Genomic DNA, 24,072 nt, shown 5'->3' on the forward strand with positions numbered 1-24,072 from the left:
GGACGGTGCCTGCGGTGGGCCGTTGCTGCCGGCCGGGATACGCCCCTAGGGTACGGCCATGTCGCAAGGCTTGTCCAGCGGGCATGCGGCGGGTCGTCGACGCCTACAATCGCGGCCCCCGCGATGGAGTGATCAAACCATGTGGTACGTGATCGAAGGCTACGACGGCGACGGCGTGCTCGCGCGCCGGCTCGAAGCGCGGGCGGATCATCTCGCGCGCCTTGTCGCGCTGCGCGATGCAGGCCGGCTGCTCGTGGCGGGCCCGTGCCCCGCGATCGACGCCGAGGACCCGGGCCCGGCCGGTTTCAGTGGCAGTGTCGTGATCGCCGAGTTCGAGTCACTCGCCGACGCACGCACGTGGGCAGACGCTGACCCTTACCTCGCCGCCGGGGTGTACACGCGCGTCGAGGTCCGTCCGTTCCGCAGGGTGCTGCCGTGACCGGCCCGCTGCCGCGCGAGCAGCGCGTGGACGCGATCCGCGCGGCACTGGAGGCCACGTTGTCGCCCAGCGCGCTGGAGATCGAGGACGAGAGCCATCGCCACGCGGGGCACGCCGGTGCTCGCGACGGACGAGGGCACTACCGGGTCGACATCGTCAGCGACGCGTTCGCGGGTATGGCGCCGCTTGCGCGCCATCGCGCGGTCTACGCGGCGGTCGGAGACCTGATGGCGACCGACATCCATGCGCTGGCCATCCGTGCGCGCACGCCCGGCGAAGCCGGCTGAGCGAGGGCTTCAGACGCACCAGTGAACCTGAAGCGGCCCGGGCCCATCGAGCGCCGCCAGTACAGGCCAGGACGCGCGGTCGCCGCTGGCGATCGCGTATTCGAACGCTTCTCGCTGGTCGCGGCCGCGGAGCAGCAGCAAGCGCGAGCGCGCGCGGGCCAGGCCCGAGGGTGTGATCGAAATGCGGCGGAGCCAGTCGCGCGCGGCCGGGCTCCCGGTTGCATCGACGGCCGCGTAGGCCTCGGGCGTGGCGAACACGCGCTGGAGATCGGCCATGAGCGGGAAAAGCGAGGCGAGGTGTCCATCCGTGCCCATCCCCAGCACGGCCGCGCTGGCCGCCTGCCGCCCATGGGCATTCGCGACGGACACCGACTCCTCGATTGAGCGTCCGACCGACGTGAGCGATTCGAAGCGAGCGCCAATGGCATGACCGCGGCGCAGGCGTTCGTTGATCCGGAACGCGTGGCTGTCGGGATCGTCCGGACGGAGCCAGCGCTCGTCGGTCTGAGCGAGGTCGATGCGCGACCACTCGAGCGGGGCTTTCGACAGCGCTCGATACACCGGCGCCGCAACGTCGTCCGCGGTCAGAACCAACCGCGCCCGCGAATGCGCGCTCAGGTCGCGGCGCAGCTCGGCCGCGACGGCGACCGCGACCGCCCAGGTCCAGACGTCGGCGTTCCGATGCAGATGCAGCACGTAGCGGCCGGCTTTCGGCTCCGGCAGCACCTGTTCGATTGCGGGGCGATCGTCGTCGAGCGTCATGCCTGGAAGTTATGCAACTGTCGCGCCAGCTTTCGGGTGCCGGGCGCGCGGGACGGGCGAGGATAACGTCGAGGGCGCTGATCGCGTGCTCACGCGCAGCGTTGCGGCCCGGCGCGCGCCCGGGGCCCGACGATCGACGGTCGCTATACTCCTGCGCTGTTTTGCCGGGCTGTCGCCCGGCCCGCCGCCGGGCCCCGCACCGGCACCACGCGCGGCATCCGCCGCGCCCAGGGGCTTTTCCGCCGCATGCGTCTTTCCACGATCAAGCTCTCGGGCTTCAAGTCCTTCGTCGACCCGACCACGCTGCACCTGCCGACGAACATGACCGGCGTCGTCGGTCCGAACGGCTGCGGCAAGTCGAACATCATCGATGCGGTGCGCTGGGTCATGGGCGAGAGTTCGGCAAGTCGGCTGCGCGGCGATTCGCTGACCGACGTGATCTTCGCGGGCTCCTCGGCGCGCAAGCCCGTGTCGCAGGCGATGGTCGAGCTGATCTTCGACAACGCAGACCGCACGATCACCGGCGAATACGCGGCGTTCAACGAGATCTCGGTCAAGCGCACGGTCAGCCGCGATGGCACGAGCCAGTACTACCTCAATGGCGCGAAGTGCCGCCGCCGCGACATCACCGACCTCTTCCTCGGCACCGGCCTAGGACCGCGCAGCTACTCGATCATCGAGCAGGGGATGATCAGCCAGATCATCGAGGCCCGGCCGGAAGACCTGCGCGTGTACCTCGAGGAGGCGGCGGGCATCTCCAAATACAAGGAGCGGCGCCGCGAGACCGAGAACCGCATCAAGCACACGCGCGAAAATCTTGCGCGCTTGACGGACCTGCGCGACGAAGTCGGCAAGCAGCTCGAGCATCTGAAGCGGCAGGCGCGCCAGGCAGAGCAGTACCAGACAATCCAGGCCGATCGCCGCATCAAGGACGCGGAGTGGAAGGCGCTCGAGCACCGAGACCTGGACCAGAAGCTGCGCGTGCACCGTGAGAAGCTCGATCAGCAGGAGACGCGCCTGCAGCAGCTCATCGCGGAGCAGCGCGAGGCCGAGCGCGAGCTCGAAACGGGCCGTGTGCGCCGTGAGGAAGCCGCCGAGGGGCTCAGTCGCGCCCAGGCGGAGAGTTACGAAGTCAGCGGCGCGCTGGCGCGCATCGAGCAGCAGATCCAGCACCAGCGCGAGATGTCGACGCGCCTGCAACGCGCACGCGACGAGGCGCAAAGCCAGCTGGCCGAGATCGCGATGCACATCGGCAGCGACCAGGCGCGGCTTGACGCGCTGCTTGCATCGGTCGAGGACGCCGAGCCCCAGCTCGAGACGATGCGCGAGGAGGACATCGCGCGCCAGGATGCGTTGCGCGACACCGAAGCGCGCCTCGTCGACTGGCAGCAGCGCTGGGACGCGCACAGCCGCGCACAGGCCGAGGCGGCGCGTGCGGCCGACGTCGAACGCGCGCGCATCGAAGGCCTCGATCGCCAGGTCCTCGACGCCGATCGTCGGCGTGATGCGTTGGCCGCGGAGCGCACCGGTCTCGACCTGACGGCGCTCGCCGAGGCATTCGAGGAGTTGCAGGACCGCCACGAAACGCAGCGGCTGTCGCTCGACACGCTCAACGAGACGCTGGACGCGCGCAAGACGGCGCTGTCGGAGCTGCAGGAGCAGCAGCGCGGGATGCAGGCCGAGCTTGCTGACGTGCGCAAGCAGGCTCAGGGCGCGCGGGGCCGACTGTCGTCGCTGGAAACGCTGCAGCAGGCCGCGCTCGGTCAGGAGCAGGGCGCCGCGCTCAATTGGCTGCGCAGCCGCGGCCTGGATTCGGCCACGCGCGTCGGCGAAGCGCTGACCGTTGAGCCCGGCTGGGAAAATACGGTCGAAAGCGCGCTTGGCCAGCTGATCGAAGGCGTGCTTGTCGGATCGCCAGAGAGCCTCGTCGAGGCCATCGGCGAACTGGGCGACGGCCGTCTGGCGCTGGTCTCGCCGGAACAGGATTCTGACGAGTACCCGTCGACGTCGCTCGCCGCGCGCGTCCAGGGCCCGCGTGCGATCCGCCAGTTGCTGGCGCGGCTGCACGTGGCCGAGGACCTTGTCGAAGCGCGCGCGCTCCAGACGCGTCTCGGTGCCGGGGAGTCCGTCATCACCCGCTCGGGCGAGCGGCTCGGCGACGGCTGGGTTCGCGTGCTGCGCTCGGGCGCGGCGAAACAGGGCGCCCTGCTGCGCGAACGCGAGATCCAGACGCTGCGGGCGGACATCGAGACGCTGCAGTCGCGCGAGCGTGAGCTCGATTCGGGGCTCACGCAGATGCGCGAACGCCTGCTCGCGGCCGAGCAGCAGCGTGAGGAAGCGCAGCGCGCGTTGTACTCGGCCCACCGCAGCGTGTCCGAACTCGCGGGCCAGTTGCAGAGCCAGCAGGGGCGTCTCGACTCGGCGCGCGGCCGCATCGAGCGCATCGATGCGGAGCTTGCGCAACTGGCGTCGTCGCTCGAAGCGGGGCGCGAGCAGTCGCGAGAGGCGCGCATGCGTCAGGAGGAGGCCGTCATCCGCATGGGCGACCTCGAAGACGCCCGCCACGAACTCGAGGCCGAGCGCCGCTCGTTGCACGAGGCGCGCGACGCGGCGCGCAACGCCGCCCGCGAAACTCGCGATGCCGTGCATGCACTGGCGTTGTCGCTCGAAAGCCAGCGCACGCAGATTGCCGGCCTTTCTCAGGCGCTCGAACGCATGGGCGGGCAGCGCGGCCAGCTGGACTCGCGCCTCGAGGAGCTCACGTTGCAGCTCGAGCAGGGCGACGAGCCGGTCGTCACCCTCGAGGACCAGCGACAGGTCGCGCTGGAGCAGCGCGTGCTCGCCGAGCAGAAGCTCACCGCCGCACGCATCGCGCTTGACGGCATCGATCATGATCTGCGCCGTTTCGAGCAGGTGCGCCAGCAGCGCGACGAGCAGGCGCTGCAGCAGCGCGAGGCGATCGGTCAGCGCCGCCTCGAGCAGCAGGCGCTCGTGCTGAAGGCGGAGACGCTAGCTGCGGCCGTCGTCGAAGCCGGCTTCGTGCTCGAGGACGTCGTCAACACGCTCACGGACGACATGGACGCAAAGCTGTGGGAGCGGGCCGTGGTCGAGCTGGACGCGAAGCTGCGACGCCTCGAGCCCGTCAACCTCGCCGCGATCGCCGAGCATGCCGAGGCGGCTCAGCGGAAGGAGTATCTCGACGCGCAGGACGCCGACCTCACCTCGGCGCTTGAAACGCTCGAGGACGCGATCCGCAAGATCGATCGTGAAACGCGCGGGCGCTTCAAGGACACGTTCGACCGCGTCAATTCAGGCGTGCAGCAGCTCTATCCGCGGCTGTTCGGCGGCGGTCACGCGTACCTCGAACTCACCGGCGACGATTTGCTCGACACCGGCGTGGCGATCATGGCCCGCCCGCCCGGCAAGCGCGTGTCGAACATCTCGCTGCTTTCGGGCGGCGAAAAGGCGATGACCGCGGTGGCGCTCGTGTTTGCGATCTTCCAGCTCAATCCCGCGCCCTTCTGCCTGCTCGATGAGGTGGACGCGCCCCTGGACGAGGCGAACGTAGGCCGTCTCGCCGCGATGGTCAGCGAGATGAGCGAGCAGGTGCAGTTCCTCTTCGTCACGCACAACAAGGCCACAATGGAGGTGGCGCAGCAGCTGTCGGGCGTGACAATGCGCGAGCCGGGTGTGAGCCGCCTCGTGTCGGTCGACCTCGCCGAGGCCACGCGCCTGGCCGGTATGGCCTGAAATCTGCGAATAACCAGCGGCACTGCGCGGCTCGGCTGGACCGTGCCGTGCAGCTGAGCTAAATAGCCTGATCCCCTATCGCCTGTTTCTCGAAGCTGGATCCGCGTGCGCACCGGCGCCGCGCGATCCGCGACCCCGGAGTACGAAATGTCCGACATGACCCTGCTGCGCATCGGCATCGCGATCGCCGGCATCATCCTCATTGCCTCGATCTTCTATTTCGGAAGACCACGCAAGCCGGGGCAGGGCAAGCGCGTCGCGCGTGACGCCGGCCCGCGTCGCGAGCCCACGCTCGGCGAGCAACTCGAGGCGGACGCGCAGGCATCCGCCGCAGTAGGTGCCAACGGGCACGACGGGGACCTCGGCACCGCGACGGCCGAGGCGCCGGCGCAGGAACTCGGCAAGCGCGTGAGCGAAGAGTTCGACCGCATCGTGACGCTGTACCTCGCAGCACGTGCGGGCCAGAAGCTGCACGGGCCGGACATCGTCGTCGCTGCGGAAAAGGCCGGGCTCGTGTTCGGGCACATGGGCGTGTTCCACCGCCTCGTCGAGAACCGCCCGGAGCGCGGCCCTGTCTTCTCGGTGGCGAACATCATGAAGCCGGGCAGTTTCGACGTGGCGCAGATCCACACGGTCGAAACGCCTGCGATCGCGTTCTTCCTCACGCTGCCGGCTCCCGTGCCCGCTCTTGAGGCCTGGGACACGATGCTGCCGACCGCGACGCGCATGGCGGAGCTGCTCGACGCCGTCGTCCTCGACGAGCAGCGCAACGCGCTCGGCCGTCAGCGCATCTCGCATATCCGCGACGAACTGCGCGCGTACGACCGCCAGCGCGAAGCACCGCCGCTGACCAAGCCTGGCCGCTGGTAAGTCCGCGCCGACGAGACGCCCACGCACCTCCGTGGGCGTGCAGGCTCCGCCGCCGCCGCGTCGCTCGCACCTGGATTCAAGCGCCCATGACCGCCGCTGACCGCATTGCCGCGCTTCGCCAGCAGATCGACGAAGCGAATCACCGCTACTACGTGCTCGACGATCCGTCATTGCCGGACGCCGACTACGACCTGCTGCTGCGCGAGCTCGAAGCGCTCGAAGCGAAGCACCCCAAACTCGTCACGCCCGACTCGCCCACGCAGCGCGTAGGCGCAGCGCCCTCCGGGGCGTTCGCGTCCGTGCGCCACGCGCTTCCGATGCTGTCGCTGTCAAACGCATTCGCCGACGAGGAAGTCGCGGACTTCGTTCGTCGCATCGAGCAGAAGCTCGACGTCGCCGCGCCGCGTTTCTCGGTGGAACCGAAGCTCGACGGACTTGCGATCAGCCTGCGCTACGAGCGCGGCCGCTTCGTGCTCGGCGCGACGCGCGGGGACGGCGCGACCGGCGAGGACGTGACCGCGAACCTGCGCACGATCCGCGCGATCCCGATGGCGCTGCGCGGCGAGGGTTGGCCCGACGTGCTCGAAGTGCGCGGCGAGGTGTACATGCCGATCGCCGCGTTCGAGGCCTACAACGGAAGGATTCTCGCCGAAGGCGGCAGGCCGCTCGCAAACCCGCGCAACGGCGCGGCCGGTTCGCTGCGCCAGCTCGATCCACGCATCAGTGCGCAGCGCCCGCTCGCGTTCTACGCGTACGGCGTCGGCGCGGTCGAGGAGGGTGATCTCCCCGACTCGCATTCGGCGACGCTCGCGCAGCTGCGCGAGTGGGGTTTTCCTGTAAGTGCCGAGAGCGACGTCGTCGAAGGCGTCGATGGACTGCTCGCCTACTACCGCCGCATCGGCGAACGCCGCAACGCACTGGCGTTCGACATCGACGGCGTCGTGTACAAGCTCGACGACTACGCGGCGCAGGAAGAGATGGGCTTCGTCTCGCGCGCGCCGCGCTGGGCGATTGCGCACAAGTTCCCGGCCCAGGAACAGCGCACGGTGCTCGAAGGCATCGACATCCAGATCGGCCGCACGGGCGCGGCGACGCCGGTCGCCCGGCTGCGACCGGTGCAGGTCGCGGGCGTCGTGGTCACGAACGCGACCCTGCATAACGCGGATCAGATCGCCCGCCTCGACGTGCGCCTTGGCGACACCGTGATCGTGCGCCGCGCGGGTGACGTCATTCCGGAAATCGTGCGCGTCGTCGCCGAGGACCGGGACCCGGCAGCCACGCCCTGGCAGATGCCGACGCAGTGCCCCGTGTGCGGCTCGGACATCGTGCGCGAGGAAGGCGAGGCCGTCTGGCGCTGCTCAGGCGAGCTCACCTGCGGCGCGCAGCGCAAGGAGGCGGTGCGGCATTTCGCCGCACGCCGCGCGATGGACATCGAAGGGCTCGGGGACCGCTACATCGAGGACCTCGTCGATCTTGGCTACGTGCAGTCGGTCGCCGACCTCTATGCACTCGGGCTCGACGATCTGCTCGAGATGAAGCGGCGCGTCGACGAGCGCGACGGCAGTGAGCCGGCTACGGTGAAGGGCGGCAAGGTAGCGACGCGCTGGGCGGAGAACCTCATCGAGGCGGTCGATCGAAGCCGCCGCACCACGCTGGAGCGCTTCCTGTTCGCGCTCGGCATCGGCCATGTCGGGGAGAGCACGGCGAAGGCATTGTCGGCATGGTTCGGCGATCTCGAGCTGATCCGTCGTCTGCCGTGGCCGCTCTTCAAGCGCGTGCCGGATGTCGGTGGCGAAGTCGCGCGCTCGATCGGGCGCTTCTTCGAGCAGCCCGGCAACCAGCAGGTCATCGACGACTTGCTCGCGCGCGGCGTCGAGATCACAGACACGCACGCACCAAACGCGAAGCTGCGAGGCGAGCTCGGCGTGGCGACGCTGCTCGTCGACATGGAGATCCCGAAGATTACGAAGCTGCGGGCGGATCAGCTCGCAGCCGTGGCGAAGGATGCACAGGCGCTGCTCGACCTGCCCGAGCACACGTTTGTCGCAGCAGGCCTGCCGGCTGACACCGCGCGTGCGCTCGTTGCATGGCTCGAAGACGACACGAATGCGCGGTTGGTGGCTGCGAGTGGCGAGGCAATCGCGCGGCTCGATGCTCTCACGCCGCAGGCCGCGCCCGGTGGCTCAGGGCCGCTCGACGGACAGACCGCGGTGCTGACCGGCACGCTGTCGGCAATGACCCGCGACGCTGCGCAGGCCCACCTCGAGGCATTGGGCGCGAAGGTGTCCGGCAGCGTCTCCAAGAAGACCAGCTTCGTCGTGGCGGGCGAGGCGGCGGGTTCGAAGCTGGAGAAAGCGACCGCGCTCGGCGTGTCGGTTTGGGACGAGGCGAAGCTGATCGCGTTCTTCGCCGAGCACGGACGGTCCGCATGATCGAAGGCGGGCCATGCATTGCGCGAAGCCGGTGCGCGGCGCTTGGCAGTCGCCGCTTCCGCCGCACGCGATGAGTACCGACTGGACGCCGAGCGCGATGTTCGACGCGCTTCGATTGCGCGCGCGCCTCAACGCAGTCATTCGCGCATTTTTTGAACGGCGCGGCGTCATCGAGGTCGAGACGCCGGTGATGTCGCTCGCCGGCAACACAGAGCCGAACATCGCGTCGTTCCACGTTGAGTTCGGTGGCCGCACCGACGGTGCATCCCGTACGCGCTGGCTGCGGACGTCGCCCGAGTACCCGCTCAAGCGCCTCGTGGCAGCCGGTTTTGGCGACTGCTACGAGCTTGGCCGCGTCTTCCGCGACGGCGAGGCGGGCGGGCGGCACAACCCCGAGTTCACCATGCTCGAGTGGTACCGCGTTGGCTGGAACCACTTAGAACTGGTCGAAGAGGTGGCGGCGCTCGTGGGCGAAGCCCTCGCGCTTGTGGATCGCCGCGTGGCGCTGGACATCGTCGATTACCGAACGCTCTATCGCACGCAAATCGGGGTGGACCCGATGAGTGCGAGCGTGGTCGAGTTGCAGCGGGCCCTCGGCGATGTGCACATCGACCCGGACGGGCTCACGCGCGATGACTGGCTCGATCTGCTGATGACGCATCGTCTGCAACCGACATTCGGCGTCGATCAGCTGCTCGCGATCGTCGATTACCCGGCGACCCAGTGCGCGCTCGCCCGCGTACGCGACGGTGATCCGCCTGTCGCAGAGCGCTTCGAGCTCTACCTCGGTCCGCTCGAGATCGCGAACGGCTACCACGAGCTCGCCGACGGCGCCGAACAGTCCGAGCGGTTCGAGCGCGACACACGCGTCCGGCGCGCACGGGCTGCGGTCGAGCCGCCGATCGACACACGCCTGATCGCGGCGCTCGATCATGGGCTGCCCGATTGCGCCGGCGTTGCCGTAGGCGTCGACCGCCTGCTCATGGCGATGCTCGGTACGGACCGGATTGCCGACGTGCTCGCGTTCGATTTCGCGCGCGCCTGAGGACGCGCGTTGCGCCTGCGCAGGGCCCCGCGTCGCGCGCGGATACAATTGCGCAATGAGCGACCTCGACTTCGACCGTTACGACCGCATCCGCCCGATCCGCTGGACCGGAGACGCCCTCGAACTGCTGGACCAGCGCAAGCTGCCGTTCGAGGTCACCTACGTGCGCTGCGAGACGAGCGACGCCGTGGCCGAGGCGATTGCCGCGCTCACGGTGCGCGGTGCGCCTGCGATCGGCATCGCGGCCGCATGGGGCGTCGTGCTCGCCGCGAGCACCGTCGACGCCGCTGACGGCGCCTCGGCTGCGCAGGCGCTCGAGCCCCCGATCGATCGCTTGAATGCGTCGCGGCCGACGGCGGTGAACCTGGCCTGGGCGCTCGCACGCATGCGCCGCGTGCTCGGCGAAGCCGGCGCCGATTGGCGCGAGGTCATCGCGCGCGAGGCCGAGGCGATTTCGACCGAGGATCTCGCCGCGAACCGCCGCATGGGTGCACTCGGCGCTGCCCTCATCGAGCCCGGCAGCGGCGTTCTCACCCACTGCAACACGGGCTCGCTCGCGACGGCGGGCTTCGGGACCGCGCTCGGCGTGATCCGCGCAGGCGTCGCACAGGGGCGCATCGAACAGGTGTTTGCCGGCGAGACGCGGCCGTGGCTGCAGGGCTCCCGATTGACCGTGTGGGAGCTCGAGCAGGACGGCATCGCGCCGACGCTGATTGCCGATGCCGCCGCCTCGCACCTGATGAAGTCGAACAAGGTGCAGTGGGTCATCGTCGGCGCGGATCGCATCTGTGCCAACGGCGACACCGCGAACAAGATCGGCACTTACCAGCTTGCGATCGCGGCCCGGCACCACGGCGTCAAGTTCATGGTGGCGGCGCCGTCGTCGACGGTCGACATGGCCACACCGTCGGGCGATGCGATCCACATCGAGGAGCGCGACCCGGGCGAGCTGTTCGGGGTCGGTGGCGTGCGCACGGCAGCCGAGCGCGTGAGCGCGTGGAACCCAGTGTTCGACGTCACGCCGCACACGCTCATCGACGCGATCGTGACCGAGCGCGGCGTGATCGAGCGCCCGGACGAAACCGCGATGCGCGCAGCGTTCTCCTGACCGGAGGGTCTGCGTTGCACGTGGGAAAGCGCGCAGTGCTTCGTGGTGCGTGAGGCTGCGCAGCACGGGGCTCGCAGCGGCGCGGCAGGCTGAATCGGACGCACGGCCGCAGGCCGTGAGACCTGCCGGCGCGGCCACCAGGGCTGCCGTGAAACCCCACATTCAGGCCGGATGCCCAACGCGTCCCGAACGCTCCGGTCAGACGCTGCTAAGTGCTTGTCCCCGTTAGAGGTTTTAGCTGGCTCGGGGCGCCCGTTCGTGCTAATGTTTCACGTCTTTTGGACGCCTGTCGGCCCGTGTCCGGTTCGGTGCATTCAGCACCCCGCGCGGGACTGACGAGGACGTCTATCCACTGCCCCAGACGGAATCCCGATGGCCGAACTCGCCCGCGAAATCATCCCCGTCAATCTCGAAGACGAGATGCGCCGCAGTTACCTCGATTACGCGATGAGCGTGATCGTGGGACGCGCCCTGCCGGACGTCCGCGATGGCCTCAAGCCGGTGCATCGCCGCGTGCTGTTCGCGATGCACGAGCTCGGCGCGCACAGCAACAAGCCGTACTACAAGTCCGCGCGAATCGTGGGCGACGTGATCGGCAAGTACCACCCGCACGGCGACACGGCGGTGTACGACACGCTGGTGCGCATGGCGCAGCCGTTCTCGTTGCGCTACATGCTTGTCGACGGGCAGGGCAACTTCGGCTCGATCGACGGTGACTCCGCCGCGGCCATGCGTTACACCGAGGCGCGCATGTCGCGCCTCGCGCACGAGCTGATGGCGGACATCGACAAGGACACCGTTAATTTCCAGCCGAACTACGACGAAAAGGAGCTCGAGCCGTCGGTGATGCCGACGCGCGTGCCGAACCTGCTCGTCAATGGCTCGGCCGGCATCGCGGTCGGCATGGCGACGAACATTCCGCCGCACAACCTCTCGGAAGTCGTCGACGCGACGATCGCGTTGATCGACCAGCCCGAGCTCGATGTCGAAGGGCTCATGGAGTACATCCCGGGCCCGGATTTCCCGACCGCGGGCATCATCAACGGCACGGTCGGCATCCAGGCCGCGTACCGCACCGGCCGCGGCCGCGTGCGCATGCGCGCGCGCGCCGAGGTCGAGGTGGCGGACAACGGCCGCGAAGCGGTCGTCGTCACGGAGATCCCGTACCAGGTCAACAAGGCGCGGCTGATCGAGAAGATCGCCGAGCTCGTCAAGGAAAAGAAGCTCGAGGGCATCTCGGAGCTGCGCGACGAGTCCGACAAGGACGGCATGCGCATCTACATCGAGGTCAAGCGCGGCGAGTCGGCCGAAGTGGTGCTCAACAACCTCTATCAGCAGACGCAGATGGAGTCGGTGTTCGGCATCAACATGGTGGCGCTCGTCGACGGCCGCCCGCAGCTGCTGAACCTCAAGCAGATCCTCGAAGCGTTCGTGCGTCACCGCCGCGAAGTGGTGACGCGCCGCACGATCTTCGAGCTGCGCAAGGCCCGTGCGCGCGCGCACATCTTGGAAGGCCTGACGGTCGCGCTCGCGAACATCGACGAGATGATCGACCTGATCAAGACCTCGGATAACCCGCAGGTCGCGAAGGAGCGCATGCTCGCGCGGCTGTGGACCCCGGGGCTCGTCGGTTCGCTGCTGGCCGCGGCCGGCAGCGAAGCCTCGCGTCCGGAAGATCTTCCGCGCGGCGTGGGCCTCGTCGACGGGGGCTACCAGCTGACCGAGACGCAGGCGCAACAGATTCTCGAGATGCGCCTGCACCGCCTGACGGGTCTGGAGCAGGAAAAGCTCACCGAGGAGTACCGCCTGCTGCTGGAGACGATCCGCGGCCTGATCGAGATTCTCGAAAACCCGGAAGTGCTGCTCGAGGTGATCCGCACCGAGCTGCGCAACCTCAAGGAAGAGTTCGGCGACGCGCGCCGCAGCGAGATCCGCGAAAGCGAGGAAGACCTCGACATTCTCGATCTGATCGCGCCCGAGGACGTGGTGGTCACGCTGTCGCACGCGGGCTATGCGAAGCGCCAGCCAGTCAGCACCTATCGCGCGCAGAAGCGCGGCGGGCGCGGGCGCAGTGCAGCAGCGACGAAGGAAGAGGATTTCATCGACCAGCTGTGGCTCGTCAACACGCACGACACGCTGCTGACGTTCACGAGCGCAGGCCGCGTGTTCTGGCTGCCGGTGCACCAGTTGCCCGATGCGGGCCCGAACGCGCGCGGTCGCCCGATCATCAACTGGATCCCGCTCGAAGCCGGGGAGCAGGTGCAGGCCGTGTTGCCGGTGCGCGAGTACCGCGAGGACTGCTACGTGTTCTTTACGACGCGCTGCGGCACGGTCAAGAAGACGCCTCTCACCGAGTTCGCGTTCCGTCTGCAGCGCGGCAAGATCGCGATCAGCCTGGACGAGGGCGACGCGCTCATCGGCGTCGCGCTCACGAACGGCAAGCACGACGTGATGCTGTTCGCGAGCAACGGCAAGGCCGTGCGCTTTGCCGAAAGCGAAGTGCGCTCGATGGGCCGCACCGCGACGGGCGTGCGCGGCATGCGCCTGCTCGACGATGAAAGCGGCGACGGCGCGCGCGTGGTCAGCATGGTCGTCATCGAAGGCGATGGCGACATCCTCACGGCGACCGAGCGCGGCTACGGTAAGCGCACGCCGGTCGAGGACTATCCGCGTCGTGGCCGCGGCACGCAGGGCGTACTTGCGATCAAGACCAGCGATCGCAACGGCGAGCTCGTCGGCGCCGTACAGCTCAGCGACCACCACGAGGTGCTGCTGATCTCCGACGGCGGCACGCTGGTGCGGACGCGCGCGAACGAGATCGCGCAGGTTGGCCGCAATACGCAAGGCGTCACGCTCATGCGGCTCGCGAAGGACGAGAAGCTGCAGGCGGTCGAGCGGCTCGACGCGTCACTCGATGAGCCGGACGCGGAGGTGTCCGACGAATCGGGTACGGGGGAGGCGGCGCTGGCAGTGGAGGCCGCAGTCGTCGAGGTGCTTGATGCGTCCGCGGATGTGGTCCAAGACGACCGCGCGGCGGGCGACGATACGCTGGCCTGACGAGTCTCCTCTGCCGTCAAACGCAAACGCCGCCCGAGGGCGGCGTTTGTGTTTCCGGACCCACGTACCAGGACGAGCGTCCCCTGGGGCGTGCCACGCCAGCGGGTCTAGTCGAGTTGGCTCAGCATGTGTTCCGCGGACGAGACGCGGTACTCGCCGGGCGCCTCGATCTCGAGCCGCTTGACGACGCCGTGATCGACGAGCATCGCGAAACGCCGCGAACGCGTGCCCATGCCGTAGGCGCTTGCGTCAGTGTCCAGCCCGAGCGCGCGCGTGAACTCGGCGTTGCCGTCAGCGAGCATCATGAGCTCGGCGGGTGCGTCGACGCTCTTCGCCCACGCCTGCATCACGAACGGGTCATTGACCGACATGCAGGCAACGTCCACGCCGCGCTCGCGGAACTTCGCGAGATTCGCGACGTAGCCCGGAAGGTGACGCTCCGAGCACGTGGGCGTAAATGCGCCCGGGACGCCGAACAGCAGAACGCGGCGGTCCTCGAACAGCGTGCGCGTATTGAGGTTCTCCACGCCTTCGCCAATGCGCTGGACGGTCACTTCAGGGATGCGGTTTCCAGTCTCGATCGTCATGTTGGGCTCCTTGAGGAATTTGAACGCAGTCTAAGCGAGGGCGCATTTCAGGCGGACGAGGGCGCTTGAGCGGCGCGCGGCCGGTCCCTACATCGCCCGCAGTCGCGGCTCGGCCGCATTAATCGAGACAAGGTGGAGGTCCCAATGAATCTCAACCGTTTTCCGCAGCAGCACCGCTCCGGTCAGGCGCCGATGCCGGAGGAGTTCAAGCAGCTGTTCGAGCGGTTCTTCCAGATGAACGAGGGCGGGGATGAGTCGTCGGTGGTGACCAGCCAGTGGGCGCCGCGCGTCGACGTACGCGAGGACGCGAACCGCTTCGTGATCCTGGCCGACCTGCCGGGCATCGACCCCGCCGAGGTCGAGATCTGGATGGACAAAGGCATCTTGTCGATCAAGGGCGAGCGCAAGAGTGAAGTCACCGAGCAGAACGAGCGCTATTCGCGCATCGAGCGTCGGTACGGCAGCTTCCATCGCCGCTTCGCGCTGCCCGACAGCGCTGATCCCGAAGGCGTTACTGCGGACGGCCGACACGGCGTGCTTGAAATCAGCATTCCCAAGCGCCCCGAGACGACGCCGCGGCGCATCCACGTGGGCGGTGCCGGCCAGCGGGACGGGAATGGCGGCGGCGACGGACAGTCGACCCGGCAGTAAGACCACGTCATCGGGCGGTCATCGCGCGGCGTAGACCGTCGGTCACGGTCGAGCCGTCTACACTACGGCCCGCGAGCGTCGCTTGCGGGCCGTTGTTTTTTCGCGATGCGGTACCGACTGATCACGAAGGATCACGATGCAGTTCAAGGATTACTACGAAATTCTCGGCGTGGAGCCGGGTGCGGGCGAAGCCGAAATCAAAAGCGCGTACCGGCGCCTGGCACGCAAGTACCACCCCGACGTCAGCAAGGAAGCGGGCGCCGAAGACAAGTTCAAGGCCGTCAACGAAGCGTACGAAGCGCTGCGTGATCCGCAGAAGCGCGCCGCGTACGACCAGTTGCGTTCGCGCGGCTATCGGCCGGGCGACGACGTGCGGCCGCCGCCGGGTGGGTTTGGTGGCGGCCAGTACGGCGGGCCGGATTTCGACGAGATCTTCGCCGGCGGAGGCGCTGCGGGCGGCTTCAGTGACTTTTTCGAGAGCCTGTTCGGTCAAGGGCGCCGTGCCGGGGGCGGGTTCTCCGGGCGGCCGGGCGTCGGCGCGACCCCGCGCGGCGACACGCGCGCGAAGCTCGCCGTGCCGCTGGAGGCCGTCTATGCCGGATCGAGCGTGCGGATCAACGTCAACGGCCGCACTCTCGACGTGCGCGTGCCAAAGGGCGTCCGACCGGGGCAGGTAATCCGGCTCGTAGGGCAGGGCGAGCGCGGCGATCTGATGCTCGAGGTCGAATACGCGGCGCATCCGCAGTTCGAGGTCGACGGCCGCAACGTGATCCATCAGCTCGCCGTGGCTCCGTGGGAGGCGGCTCTCGGCGCGACCGTGAGCGTGCCGACCCTGGGCGGCTCCGTCGAACTCAAGATCCCGCCGAAGTCCGAGGCGGGCCGCAAGCTGCGCCTGCGTGGTCGCGGGCTGCCCGGCGACGCGCCCGGCGATCAGATCGTTGAACTTGAGGTGCTCGCGCCGCCGCCGCAGTCGGCCGCTCAGTCTGATGCGTACGAGGCCCTGCGGTCCGCATTCGGAGGCGACTGGCGCCGGGCCTGAGCGTGCCGCGGTGGGCGTCCAGCGGGGGATGGGGTGCCCTTGGCGTCACGCTGGCGGGACGCTGACAATAAAAAAGGAAGCGGCACGCCGCTTCCTTCGTGTCGAGCGACAACGAACGCGCCGTACTTCAGCCGGGCAGCAGCTCGTTGATGACATTCGCCAGCGCGCTCTCGTCGAACGGCTTGGTGATGTACGCCTTCGCGCCCTGGCGCATGCCCCACATGCGGTCGGTCTCCTGGTCCTTGGTCGTCACGAGCACGATCGGGATGTGCTTCGTGGTCGGCTCGCGCGTGATGGAGCGCGTCGCCTGAAAGCCGTTGAGGTTCGGCATGACCACGTCCATCAGGATCAGGTCCGGCAGCTCACGCTTGGCCGCTTCGACGCCGGCGGCGCCGTCTTCCGCAGTGACTGCTTCATGGCCGAGCTTCTCGACGAGGCGGCGGATGCCCATGAGCTGCGAAGGCGAATCATCGACGATCAGGATGCGCGCCACGGTCGGGTCCCCAGGTTGCGAAGCGGTATTGAGCGGCGATTGTAGCGGTGCCGTCGGTTACAAGGCGACGAGCGTGCGGCCCTTGGACCCACCGGCCAGCATTCGCGCGAACACGTCAGGCAACTCCGACAGTCCGACCTGCTGCGTGCAGATCGTGTCGAGGTGAGCGGGCTTCCAGTCGGACGCAAGACGCTGCCACACCGATTCGCGGATGTCGCGCGCCGTCCCGGCCGACGCCACCCCGAGCAACGACACGCCGCGGATGATGAATGGCATGACCGTGGCATCGAGTTCTGCGCTTGCCGCCAGCCCCGCGCTCGCGACGTTGCCGTATGGCGCGGTCTGCGCCAGCAGGCTCGCCAGCATCGGGCCGCCGACGTTGTCGAGCCCGCCGCCGAACCGCGTCGACTCCATCGGCCGCGCAGTCGCGAGTGCATCGCGCCCAAGTACCTGCTTTGCCCCCAGGCCGGTGAGGTAGTCCGCTTCGTCGGCCTTCCCGCTGATCGCGTGTACCTCGAAGCCGGCGCGCGTGAAGATGTCCACGGCCAGTGAGCCGACGCCGCCTGTGGCGCCGGTGACGGCAAGCGGACCCAGATCCGGCGTCTGCCGGTTGTCGAGCATGCGGTGCAACGCGAGGCCCGCGGTGAACCCTGCAGTGCCCAGGATCATGCTCTCGCGCAGCGACAGCCCCTGCGGCAGTGCGATTGCCCACCGCGCCTCGATGCGCGCGTACTGCGAGTAGCCGCCGTCGCGCGTTTCGCTGAGGCCGCAGCCGGTGACGAGCACCGCATCGCCTTCGCGGTATGCGGGATCGCTGGAGGCCACCACGTGGCCCGCGACATCGATGCCGCCGACGAGCGGGAATCGACGCAGGATCTTTCCCTGGCCGGTCCCCGCAAGGGCGTCCTTGTAATTCACCGACGAGTACGCGACGCGGACGACGATCTCGCCCGGCGCCAACGCATCGATCGAAACCGGTTCGATGTCGCTCCGGTAGCCGGCGTCGTCGGAGTGGATGCGGAACGCGTCGAACGTCGAAGGCAGCGTCATCGTCGGTCTCGTGGCAGCAGGGGCAGGAAGGATAGCGGCGTCACGCATCGGCGATGAGCGCAGAGGGGATGCATCAGCGCAGCGACGCGCGGCGCTTTTCGTCGAGCCACTTTTGCGCGTGCGCAGGCTCGTAGGCGCGCATCCACGCGAGCATCTCGTCCATGTCTTCGCCGTGCCACAGGTCCTGGCGTTGGTCCGCGTGCACGAAACGCTCGGCGACCATGCGGTCCATCATCGCCATGAGCGGCGAGTAGAAGCCGTCGATGTCGAGGAATGCACACGGGCGGTCGCCGATGCCGAGCTGACGCCAGGTCAGCATCTCGAACATCTCGTCCATCGTGCCGAAACCGCCGGGCAGGGCGACGAACGCATCGCTGAGGTCGAACATGCGCGCCTTGCGCTCGTGCATGTTCGCGACCACGTCGAGTCGCGTGAGGCCCTTGTGCGCAACCTCCATTGTCACGAGTTGCTCAGGAATCACACCAATGACCTCGCCACCGGCGGCCAGCGCCGCGTCCGCAACGATCCCCATGAGCCCGACATTGCCGCCCCCGTACACCACGGCGAGCCCTTCGCGCGCGAGCCGCGCGCCAAGTTCAGCGGCGCGCTCGCCGTAGATCGGGCGGTTGCCGAGGTTCGAGCCGCAGTACACGCAGACGGATTTCATGGGGCAGAGTCTTCTCGCAAAACGTGAAAGGGTTATAGCGGCCGCGGCATCCACGGCCGGTGCAGGCGGGGGGCAGCTGTGGAAACGACAACGCCGGGCAGTGCCCGGCGCTGTGGTCTGGTCGAGTCCGGGGCGCCGCTCTGGCGCGCGCTCCGGAGCCGGCTCAGTTCACCTTGTGGATTGCGCGCTTGTCGACGGCCATCGCGGCGTCGTGCACGGCCTCCGAGAGGCTCGGATGCGCGTGGCAGATGCGCGCGAGGTCCTCGGCCGAGCCGTTGAACTCCATCGCCAGCACGCCTTCGTGCACGAGCTCGGACACGTTCGCACCGACGAGGTGCATGCCGACGATCCGGTCGGTCTCCGCATGCGCGAGTACCTTCACGAAACCGGCCGGCTCGCTCATCGCGACCGCACGGCCGACCGCAGCGAACGGGAAGCTGCCGGCCTTGTACGGGATGCCCTCGGCCTTGAGCTGCTCTTCGGTCTTGCCGACCCACGCGATCTCCGGCTCGGTGTAGATGACCCACGGGATCGTGTCGAAGTTGACATGGCCCGGCAGTCCGGCGATGAGCTCGGCGACCGCGATGCCTTCCTCGAAGCCCTTGTGCGCAAGCATCGGGCCGCGCACGCAGTCGCCGACCGCCCACACGCCATCGACGCCGGTGTGGCAGTGCTCGTCGACCGCGATCTGGCCGCGCTCGTTGAGCTGCACGCCCGTGCCTTCGGCCAGCAGCCCGCGCGTCGCCGCCTTGCGACCGACCGCGACGAGCAGCTTGTCGAACACGAGCGTCTGCTGGCCCTTGTCGTCGTTGTAGACCACGTGCACGCCGTCGTCCTTGACCTCGGTCGTCGCGACCTTCGCGCCAAGGCGGATGTCGAGACCCTGCTTCTTGAACTCGCGCAGGGACACCTTCGACGCTTCGGCGTCGGCCGCGGCGAGGAACGATGGCATTGCTTCCAGGATCACGACCTCAGCGCCGAGGCGGTTCCACACGCTGCCGAGCTCGAGACCGATCACGCCGGCGCCGATCACGCCGAGGCGCTTGGGCACTTCGGTGAAGTCGAGCGCGCCCACGTTGTCGACGATGTGCTCACCGAACTTCGCGAACGGCAGTTCGATCGAATCCGAACCCGCTGCCAGGATGACGTTCGTGCCCTTGAGCTCGACGGTGCTGCCGTCGTGCTGCTTCACGGTGACGACGTTGCCGGGCTGCAGCTGGCCGAAGCCGTAGAACGCGGACACCTTGTTCGCCTTGAACAACGCCGCGATGCCGCCCGTGAATTGCTTCACGATCTTGTCCTTGCGGCCGACCATCGCGTTGACGTCGATCTTCGCATTGTCGAACGCGATGCCGTGGTCACCGAAGATGTGGTGCATGTTCCAGAACTGGCGCGAGCTGTCGAGCAGCGCCTTCGACGGGATGCAGCCTACGCGCAGGCAGGTGCCGCCAAGGGCGGGCCTGCCGTCCTTACCGAGCGCGGCATCGATGCACGCGGTCTTGAGGCCGAGCTGCGCGGCGCGAATCGCGGCGTGATAGCCCGCAGGGCCTGCGCCAATGACGACGACATCGAATTGCTGTTGTTCGCTCATCTCAGTTTCCTTGTTCGCTCAAAGCAAGAGCCCCGCGCATGGCGGGGCCCGTGGGCAATTACATGCCCAGCAGCATGCGGTGCGGGTTCTCGAGCTGGTTCTTGATGTCGACCAGGAAGAGGACCGCGTCCTTGCCGTCGATGATGCGGTGGTCGTAGCTCAGCGCGATGTACATCATCGGCGCGGCGATGACCTGGCCGTTCTCGACGATCGCACGCTCCTTGATCGCGTGCATGCCGAGGATCGCCGACTGCGGCGGGTTGACGATTGGCGTCGACATGAGCGAACCGAACGTGCCGCCATTGGTGATCGTGAACGTGCCGCCCTGCAGGTCGTCGAGACCGAGCTTGCCGTCGCGAGCCTTCTTCGCGTAGTCGGCGATGCCCGTTTCGATGTCAGCGAACGACATGCGCTCGACGTTGCGCAGCACCGGCGTCACCAGGCCCTTGTCCGTCGACACCGCGATCGAGATGTCGGCGTAGCCGTGATAGATCACGTCGTTGCCGTCGACCGAGGCGTTGATGATCGGATGGCGCTGCAGAGCGTTCGCGGCCGCCTTCGCGAAGAAGCTCATGAAGCCGAGCTTGATGCCGTTGGCCTTGACGAAGTCGTCCTGGAGCTCCTTGCGCATCTCCATGACCTTGCCGAGGTTGACCTCGTTGAACGAGGTCAGCATCGCGATCGAGTTCTTCGACTGCATCAGGCGCTCGGCGATGCGCGCGCGCATGCGCGTCATCGGCACGCGCTCTTCCGGGCGTGCGCCGCCCGCGACACCGGCGCCGCCGGCCTTCGCGTAATTGACGATGTCTTCCTTCGTCACGGCGCCGCGCCGACCCGTTCCAGCCACCTGCGACGCGTCGACGCCTTCGCGGGCAGCGGTTGCGCGCGCACCGGGCGGGAGCGACGCGCCGTTGTTCGACGCGGGCGACGGAGCCGGCGCTGCGGCCGGCTGCGCGGGAGCCGCCGCTGCGGGCTGCTCGCTCTTCGCCTCTGGAGCGGGGGCGGCGGCCGGCGCCGCGCCCGCCTCGACGATCGCGATCACCTGCTGGCTGTTCACCGTCGAGCCGAGCTCGAACTTGATCTCCTTGAGCACGCCGTCCACGGGCGACGGGACTTCGAGCACGACCTTGTCGGTCTCGAGGTCAACGAGGTTCTCGTCGCGCTTCACCGCGTCACCGGGCTTCTTGTGCCAGGTGGCGATCGTCGCGTCGGAGACCGACTCGGGCAGGACGGGAACTTTGATTTCGGTGCTCATGGGGACGGCGTCCTTGATTTGAAGGTGTGTCCGGACATCGGAAAGCGGGGCAGCGAAGCGCCCGGCGCCGCGAATGCGGCACGCCGGGCGTCGCAGGTCATTCGGCGCAGTCTTCGCCGCGGGGCGGGTTGACGAGCGCGTCGGCGATGAGGCGCGTCTGCTCTTCCACGTGGTCCGCGAAGTGGCCGGCCGCAGGAGACGGCGAGCGTTCGCGACCGGCGTAATGCAGCGACTGGCCGGACGTCAGGCAGGCCGTCAGGTGGTGGCGGATCTGGTACCACGCGCCCTGGTTCATGGGCTCTTCCTGGCACCAGATCACGTCCGCAGCACCGCCGTAACCGGCCAGTTGTGCGCGGAGCTCGGCGCGCGGGAACGGGTACAGCTGCTCGATGCGGATCAGCGCCACGTCGGTCGCGCCGCGCTTGTGCAGGTCTTCGAGCAAGTCGTAGTAGACCTTGCCGCCGCAGAGCACGACGCGGCTGACCTGCGCGGGGTCGGCCGAGCCGTCGGGAATCAGCGTCTGGAAGCTGCCGGTCGCCAGCTCGTCGAGCGACGAGACCGCAAGCTTGTGGCGCAGTAGCGACTTGGGCGTCATGACGACCAGCGGCTTGCGCGTGGTCATCAGCATCTGGCGGCGGATCATGTGATACGCCTGCGCCGGCGTCGTGGGCGTGCACACCAGCATGTTGCCCTGCGCGCACAGCTGCAGGAAGCGCTCAAGGCGTGCCGAGCTGTGCTCGGGGCCCTGGCCTTCATAGCCGTGTGGAAGGAACAGCGCGAGCCCGCACAGTCGGCCCCACTTGGCTTCGCCCGACGACAGGAACTGGTCGATCACGACCTGTGCGCCGTTCGCGAAGTCACCGAACTGCGCTTCCCAAATGTCGAGCGTGGTCGGGTCCGCGCTCGCATAGCCGTATTCGAACGCCATCACCGCTTCCTCGCTGAGCAGCGAGTCGATGATCGTGACGTCGGACGGGGTCTGCACGAGTTCGCGCAGCGGCAGGTAGTACTCGTCGCTGCCCTGTTCGTGGAGGATCGCGTGGCGATGGAAGAACGTGCCGCGGCCGGAGTCCTGCCCCACGAGGCGCAGTTTGAAGCCTTCGTCGACCAGCGTCGCGTATGCAAGGTTCTCGGCAAAGCCCCAGTCGCCCGGCAGCTCGCCGGCGGCCATCTTGCGGCGGTCTTCGTAGATCTTCGCCACGCGCGCATGAAGCTTGATGCGCTCGGGAATCGTGTTGATCTGCCCAGCGAGGCGGTCAAGGCGGCCGCGCTCCACCGTGGTGTCGACCGCATCGGTGATCCGGCCCGTCAGGTACTTCGACCAGTCGATCGCGAATTCATCGGGCGTGACTTCGGCGAGCTCGGTGGTCACCGACCCCTCGTCGAGCTTCGCGCGGTATCCGTCGACAACGGCCTGCACTTCGTCGGCAGTGACCGTGCCCTCGGCGACGAGCTTGTCGGCGTACAGCTCGCGCGGCGTCTTGTGCTTGCGGATCTTCTGGTACATCAGCGGCTGCGTCGCCGCCGGCTCGTCGGCCTCGTTGTGGCCGTGGCGGCGGTAGCACACGAGGTCGATGACGACATCGCGACCGAACGCGTTGCGGTAGTCGAGCGCGAGCTCCGCGCAGAACGCGACGGCCTCGGGGTCGTCGCCGTTCACATGCAGCACCGGCGCGGCGATCATCTTCGCGACGTCGGTCGAATACAGCGTCGAGCGCGCGTCCTGGCGCTCGCTCGTCGTGAAACCGACCTGGTTGTTGATGACGATGTGTACCGTGCCGCCGACCGCGAACCCGCGCGCCTGCGACATCTGAAACAGCTCCATCACCACGCCCTGGCCCGCGAACGCCGCATCGCCGTGCATGAGGATCGGCAACACCTGCGCGCGGCCGTTCTCGCCGCGGCGCGTCTGGCGCGAGCGCACCGAGCCTGCGACCACCGGGTCGACGATCTCGAGATGCGAGGGGTTGAACGCGAGCGCGAGATGGACCGGACCGCCGGGGGTGGCGACATTCGCCGAGAAGCCCATGTGGTACTTCACGTCGCCCTGGTGGGCGAGGTCGCTGTGGACGTGCTCGAAGTTGCCTTCGAACTCGTCGAACAGGTGCCGCGGCGGCTTGCCGAGCGTATTCACAAGCACGTTGAGGCGGCCGCGGTGCGCCATGCCGATCACGACGTCCTTAACGCCCTGTTCGCCGGCGCGGCGGATCGTGGTGTCGAGCAGGGGAATCAGCGCGTCGCCACCCTCGAGCGAGAAGCGCTTCTGCCCGACGTACTTCGTGCCGAGGTAGCGCTCCAGGCCGTCAGCCGCGACGAGGCGCTCGAGGATCCGCTTCTTGTCCCCAGCGCTGCGGCCGAACTTGCCGCCTGCGCGCTCGAGGCGCTCGTACATCCAGCGGCGCTGTTCGACGTCGCTGATGTGCATGAACTCGGCGCCGATCGAACCGGTGTACGTCGACTTGAGCAGCTCGAGCAGCTCGCCGAGCTTCATCCGGTCGCGACCGCCGACACCGCCGGTGCTGAACTCCGACGACAGGTCGGCGTCCGACAGGCGATGGAACCCGAGCGACAGGTCCGGCGCATCAGGCTTCTGCCACATCTGCAGCGGATCGATGTCGGCAGCGAGGTGTCCCCGCGACCGATAGGCCGTGATGAGGCGGCCGACGTGGCGTTCGCGCTCGTCGCCGGCGGCTTGCGGCGCCGCGACCGTGCCGCGCGCCGCCGCCTTGCCCGCTTCGGCAATCGCTTCGATGACCGGCGAATGCGGCACGTCACCGGCTTCGCGACCCTTGAAGCTGTCGAAATACGCCTTCCATTTCGGCGACACGCTGTCCGGCGCGACCAGGTACTGCTCGTACAGGTCCTCGATGTAGGCGGCGTTGGCGCCGAGCTGGGAGGACTGGGAGAACTGCTTCAGGAGGCTGTCCACGATGGAGGTCGGGAAACTCGATGGGGAAGGCGGGAGTGCCCGCTGCGCAGTCGCGGCGCG

17 protein-coding genes and 2 pseudogenes are annotated in these 24,072 nt (G+C 68.1%); 11 read left to right on the plus strand and 8 right to left on the minus strand.

Annotated elements, in window-relative coordinates:
- Nucleotides 1–139: 139 nt before the first annotated feature.
- Together IE075_RS02430 and IE075_RS02435 are read left to right on the plus strand one after the other, a co-directional pair.
- On the plus strand, nucleotides 140–439 hold the full coding sequence (locus IE075_RS02430; RefSeq protein WP_189452935.1) for a YciI family protein: 300 nt from the start codon (nucleotides 140–142) through the stop codon (nucleotides 437–439).
- Entirely contained in the window at nucleotides 436–726 is a 291-nt protein-coding gene (locus IE075_RS02435; protein ID WP_229792271.1) for a BolA family protein, read from the plus strand. Before IE075_RS02430 ends, IE075_RS02435 begins: the two co-directional genes overlap by 4 nt.
- A gap of 9 nt (nucleotides 727–735) precedes the next feature.
- Here IE075_RS02435 and IE075_RS02440 read toward each other — a convergent pair whose 3' ends face one another.
- Nucleotides 736–1,488, minus strand: a complete 753-nt coding sequence (locus IE075_RS02440; protein WP_189452937.1) for a 6-phosphogluconolactonase — start codon at nucleotides 1,486–1,488, stop codon at nucleotides 736–738.
- Nucleotides 1,489–1,734: 246 nt separating this feature from the next.
- Here IE075_RS02440 and smc point away from each other — a divergent pair, with 246 nt between their 5' ends.
- The 7 genes and pseudogenes from smc to gyrA all read left to right on the plus strand — a co-directional run bounded on the left by smc (nucleotide 1,735) and on the right by gyrA (nucleotide 13,750).
- Complete coding sequence (smc, locus tag IE075_RS02445) at nucleotides 1,735–5,238, plus strand: chromosome segregation protein SMC (protein ID WP_189452939.1); 3,504 nt, start codon at nucleotides 1,735–1,737, stop codon at nucleotides 5,236–5,238.
- A gap of 147 nt (nucleotides 5,239–5,385) precedes the next feature.
- A pseudogene (locus IE075_RS15905) lies at nucleotides 5,386–5,530 on the plus strand (cell division protein ZipA); the annotation flags it as partial.
- Between the two features lie 95 nt (nucleotides 5,531–5,625).
- Nucleotides 5,626–6,108 (plus strand): annotated as a pseudogene (zipA, locus tag IE075_RS02450) (cell division protein ZipA); the annotation flags it as partial.
- Nucleotides 6,109–6,194: 86 nt separating this feature from the next.
- Nucleotides 6,195–8,540: an NAD-dependent DNA ligase LigA gene (ligA, locus tag IE075_RS02455; protein WP_189452943.1), complete on the plus strand. Its 2,346-nt coding sequence runs from the start codon at nucleotides 6,195–6,197 to the stop codon at nucleotides 8,538–8,540.
- A gap of 70 nt (nucleotides 8,541–8,610) precedes the next feature.
- Complete coding sequence (gene epmA, locus IE075_RS02460; RefSeq protein WP_189452945.1) at nucleotides 8,611–9,585, plus strand: EF-P lysine aminoacylase EpmA; 975 nt, start codon at nucleotides 8,611–8,613, stop codon at nucleotides 9,583–9,585.
- A 55-nt stretch (nucleotides 9,586–9,640) separates the two neighbouring features.
- The gene (mtnA, locus tag IE075_RS02465; protein ID WP_189452947.1) at nucleotides 9,641–10,693 is read left to right on the plus strand and encodes an S-methyl-5-thioribose-1-phosphate isomerase; all 1,053 of its coding nucleotides are present in this window, start codon (nucleotides 9,641–9,643) and stop codon (nucleotides 10,691–10,693) included.
- A 372-nt stretch (nucleotides 10,694–11,065) separates the two neighbouring features.
- Nucleotides 11,066–13,750 (plus strand): DNA gyrase subunit A, encoded by a 2,685-nt coding sequence (gene gyrA, locus IE075_RS02470; RefSeq protein ID WP_189452949.1) that lies wholly within the window; start codon nucleotides 11,066–11,068, stop codon nucleotides 13,748–13,750.
- 107 nt (nucleotides 13,751–13,857) lie between these two features.
- Here the strand turns inward: gyrA and IE075_RS02475 are convergent, their stop codons facing one another.
- Nucleotides 13,858–14,337: a peroxiredoxin gene (locus IE075_RS02475; RefSeq protein ID WP_189452951.1), complete on the minus strand. Its 480-nt coding sequence runs from the start codon at nucleotides 14,335–14,337 to the stop codon at nucleotides 13,858–13,860.
- Between the two features lie 144 nt (nucleotides 14,338–14,481).
- On the opposite strand from IE075_RS02475, the gene IE075_RS02480 reads away from it, so the two are divergent.
- The gene (locus tag IE075_RS02480; RefSeq protein ID WP_189452953.1) at nucleotides 14,482–14,988 is read left to right on the plus strand and encodes an Hsp20/alpha crystallin family protein; all 507 of its coding nucleotides are present in this window, start codon (nucleotides 14,482–14,484) and stop codon (nucleotides 14,986–14,988) included.
- A gap of 136 nt (nucleotides 14,989–15,124) precedes the next feature.
- On the plus strand, nucleotides 15,125–16,027 hold the full coding sequence (locus IE075_RS02485) for a DnaJ C-terminal domain-containing protein (protein WP_189452955.1): 903 nt from the start codon (nucleotides 15,125–15,127) through the stop codon (nucleotides 16,025–16,027).
- A 127-nt stretch (nucleotides 16,028–16,154) separates the two neighbouring features.
- Here the strand turns inward: IE075_RS02485 and pilH are convergent, their stop codons facing one another.
- From pilH to IE075_RS02515, 6 genes are all read right to left on the minus strand, one after another.
- Entirely contained in the window at nucleotides 16,155–16,520 is a 366-nt protein-coding gene (gene pilH, locus IE075_RS02490) for a twitching motility response regulator PilH (protein WP_189452957.1), read from the minus strand.
- 57 nt (nucleotides 16,521–16,577) lie between these two features.
- A complete protein-coding gene (locus IE075_RS02495) occupies nucleotides 16,578–17,570 on the minus strand; it encodes a YhdH/YhfP family quinone oxidoreductase (protein WP_189452959.1) in 993 nt (330 codons plus the stop codon).
- 73 nt (nucleotides 17,571–17,643) lie between these two features.
- A complete protein-coding gene (locus IE075_RS02500) occupies nucleotides 17,644–18,237 on the minus strand; it encodes an LOG family protein (protein WP_189452961.1) in 594 nt (197 codons plus the stop codon).
- A gap of 163 nt (nucleotides 18,238–18,400) precedes the next feature.
- Nucleotides 18,401–19,828, minus strand: coding sequence for a dihydrolipoyl dehydrogenase (gene lpdA, locus IE075_RS02505; RefSeq protein WP_189452963.1), 1,428 nt, complete (start codon nucleotides 19,826–19,828; stop codon nucleotides 18,401–18,403).
- Nucleotides 19,829–19,886: 58 nt separating this feature from the next.
- Complete coding sequence (sucB, locus tag IE075_RS02510; protein ID WP_189452965.1) at nucleotides 19,887–21,083, minus strand: dihydrolipoyllysine-residue succinyltransferase; 1,197 nt, start codon at nucleotides 21,081–21,083, stop codon at nucleotides 19,887–19,889.
- A 97-nt stretch (nucleotides 21,084–21,180) separates the two neighbouring features.
- Entirely contained in the window at nucleotides 21,181–24,012 is a 2,832-nt protein-coding gene (locus tag IE075_RS02515) for a 2-oxoglutarate dehydrogenase E1 component (RefSeq protein WP_189452967.1), read from the minus strand.
- Nucleotides 24,013–24,072: the final 60 nt, after the last annotated feature.

The organism is Cognatilysobacter bugurensis (genome assembly GCF_014652095.1).
GTDB lineage: Bacteria > Pseudomonadota > Gammaproteobacteria > Xanthomonadales > Xanthomonadaceae > Cognatilysobacter > Cognatilysobacter bugurensis.

What these genes read in the sequence shown, in the direction of transcription:
- lpdA (WP_189452963.1), bottom strand. Translation starts at nt 19,828, where the DNA reads ATGAGCGAACAACAGCAATTCGATGTCGTCGTCATTGGCGCAGGCCCT.
- IE075_RS02500 (WP_189452961.1), bottom strand. Translation starts at nt 18,237, where the DNA reads ATGAAATCCGTCTGCGTGTACTGCGGCTCGAACCTCGGCAACCGCCCG.
- smc (WP_189452939.1), top strand. Translation starts at nt 1,735, where the DNA reads ATGCGTCTTTCCACGATCAAGCTCTCGGGCTTCAAGTCCTTCGTCGAC.
- epmA (WP_189452945.1), top strand. Translation starts at nt 8,611, where the DNA reads ATGAGTACCGACTGGACGCCGAGCGCGATGTTCGACGCGCTTCGATTG.
- mtnA (WP_189452947.1), top strand. Translation starts at nt 9,641, where the DNA reads ATGAGCGACCTCGACTTCGACCGTTACGACCGCATCCGCCCGATCCGC.
- ligA (WP_189452943.1), top strand. Translation starts at nt 6,195, where the DNA reads ATGACCGCCGCTGACCGCATTGCCGCGCTTCGCCAGCAGATCGACGAA.
- sucB (WP_189452965.1), bottom strand. Translation starts at nt 21,083, where the DNA reads ATGAGCACCGAAATCAAAGTTCCCGTCCTGCCCGAGTCGGTCTCCGAC.
- IE075_RS02480 (WP_189452953.1), top strand. Translation starts at nt 14,482, where the DNA reads ATGAATCTCAACCGTTTTCCGCAGCAGCACCGCTCCGGTCAGGCGCCG.
- IE075_RS02440 (WP_189452937.1), bottom strand. Translation starts at nt 1,488, where the DNA reads ATGACGCTCGACGACGATCGCCCCGCAATCGAACAGGTGCTGCCGGAG.
- IE075_RS02495 (WP_189452959.1), bottom strand. Translation starts at nt 17,570, where the DNA reads ATGACGCTGCCTTCGACGTTCGACGCGTTCCGCATCCACTCCGACGAC.
- IE075_RS02430 (WP_189452935.1), top strand. Translation starts at nt 140, where the DNA reads ATGTGGTACGTGATCGAAGGCTACGACGGCGACGGCGTGCTCGCGCGC.
- IE075_RS02485 (WP_189452955.1), top strand. Translation starts at nt 15,125, where the DNA reads ATGCAGTTCAAGGATTACTACGAAATTCTCGGCGTGGAGCCGGGTGCG.
- gyrA (WP_189452949.1), top strand. Translation starts at nt 11,066, where the DNA reads ATGGCCGAACTCGCCCGCGAAATCATCCCCGTCAATCTCGAAGACGAG.
- IE075_RS02475 (WP_189452951.1), bottom strand. Translation starts at nt 14,337, where the DNA reads ATGACGATCGAGACTGGAAACCGCATCCCTGAAGTGACCGTCCAGCGC.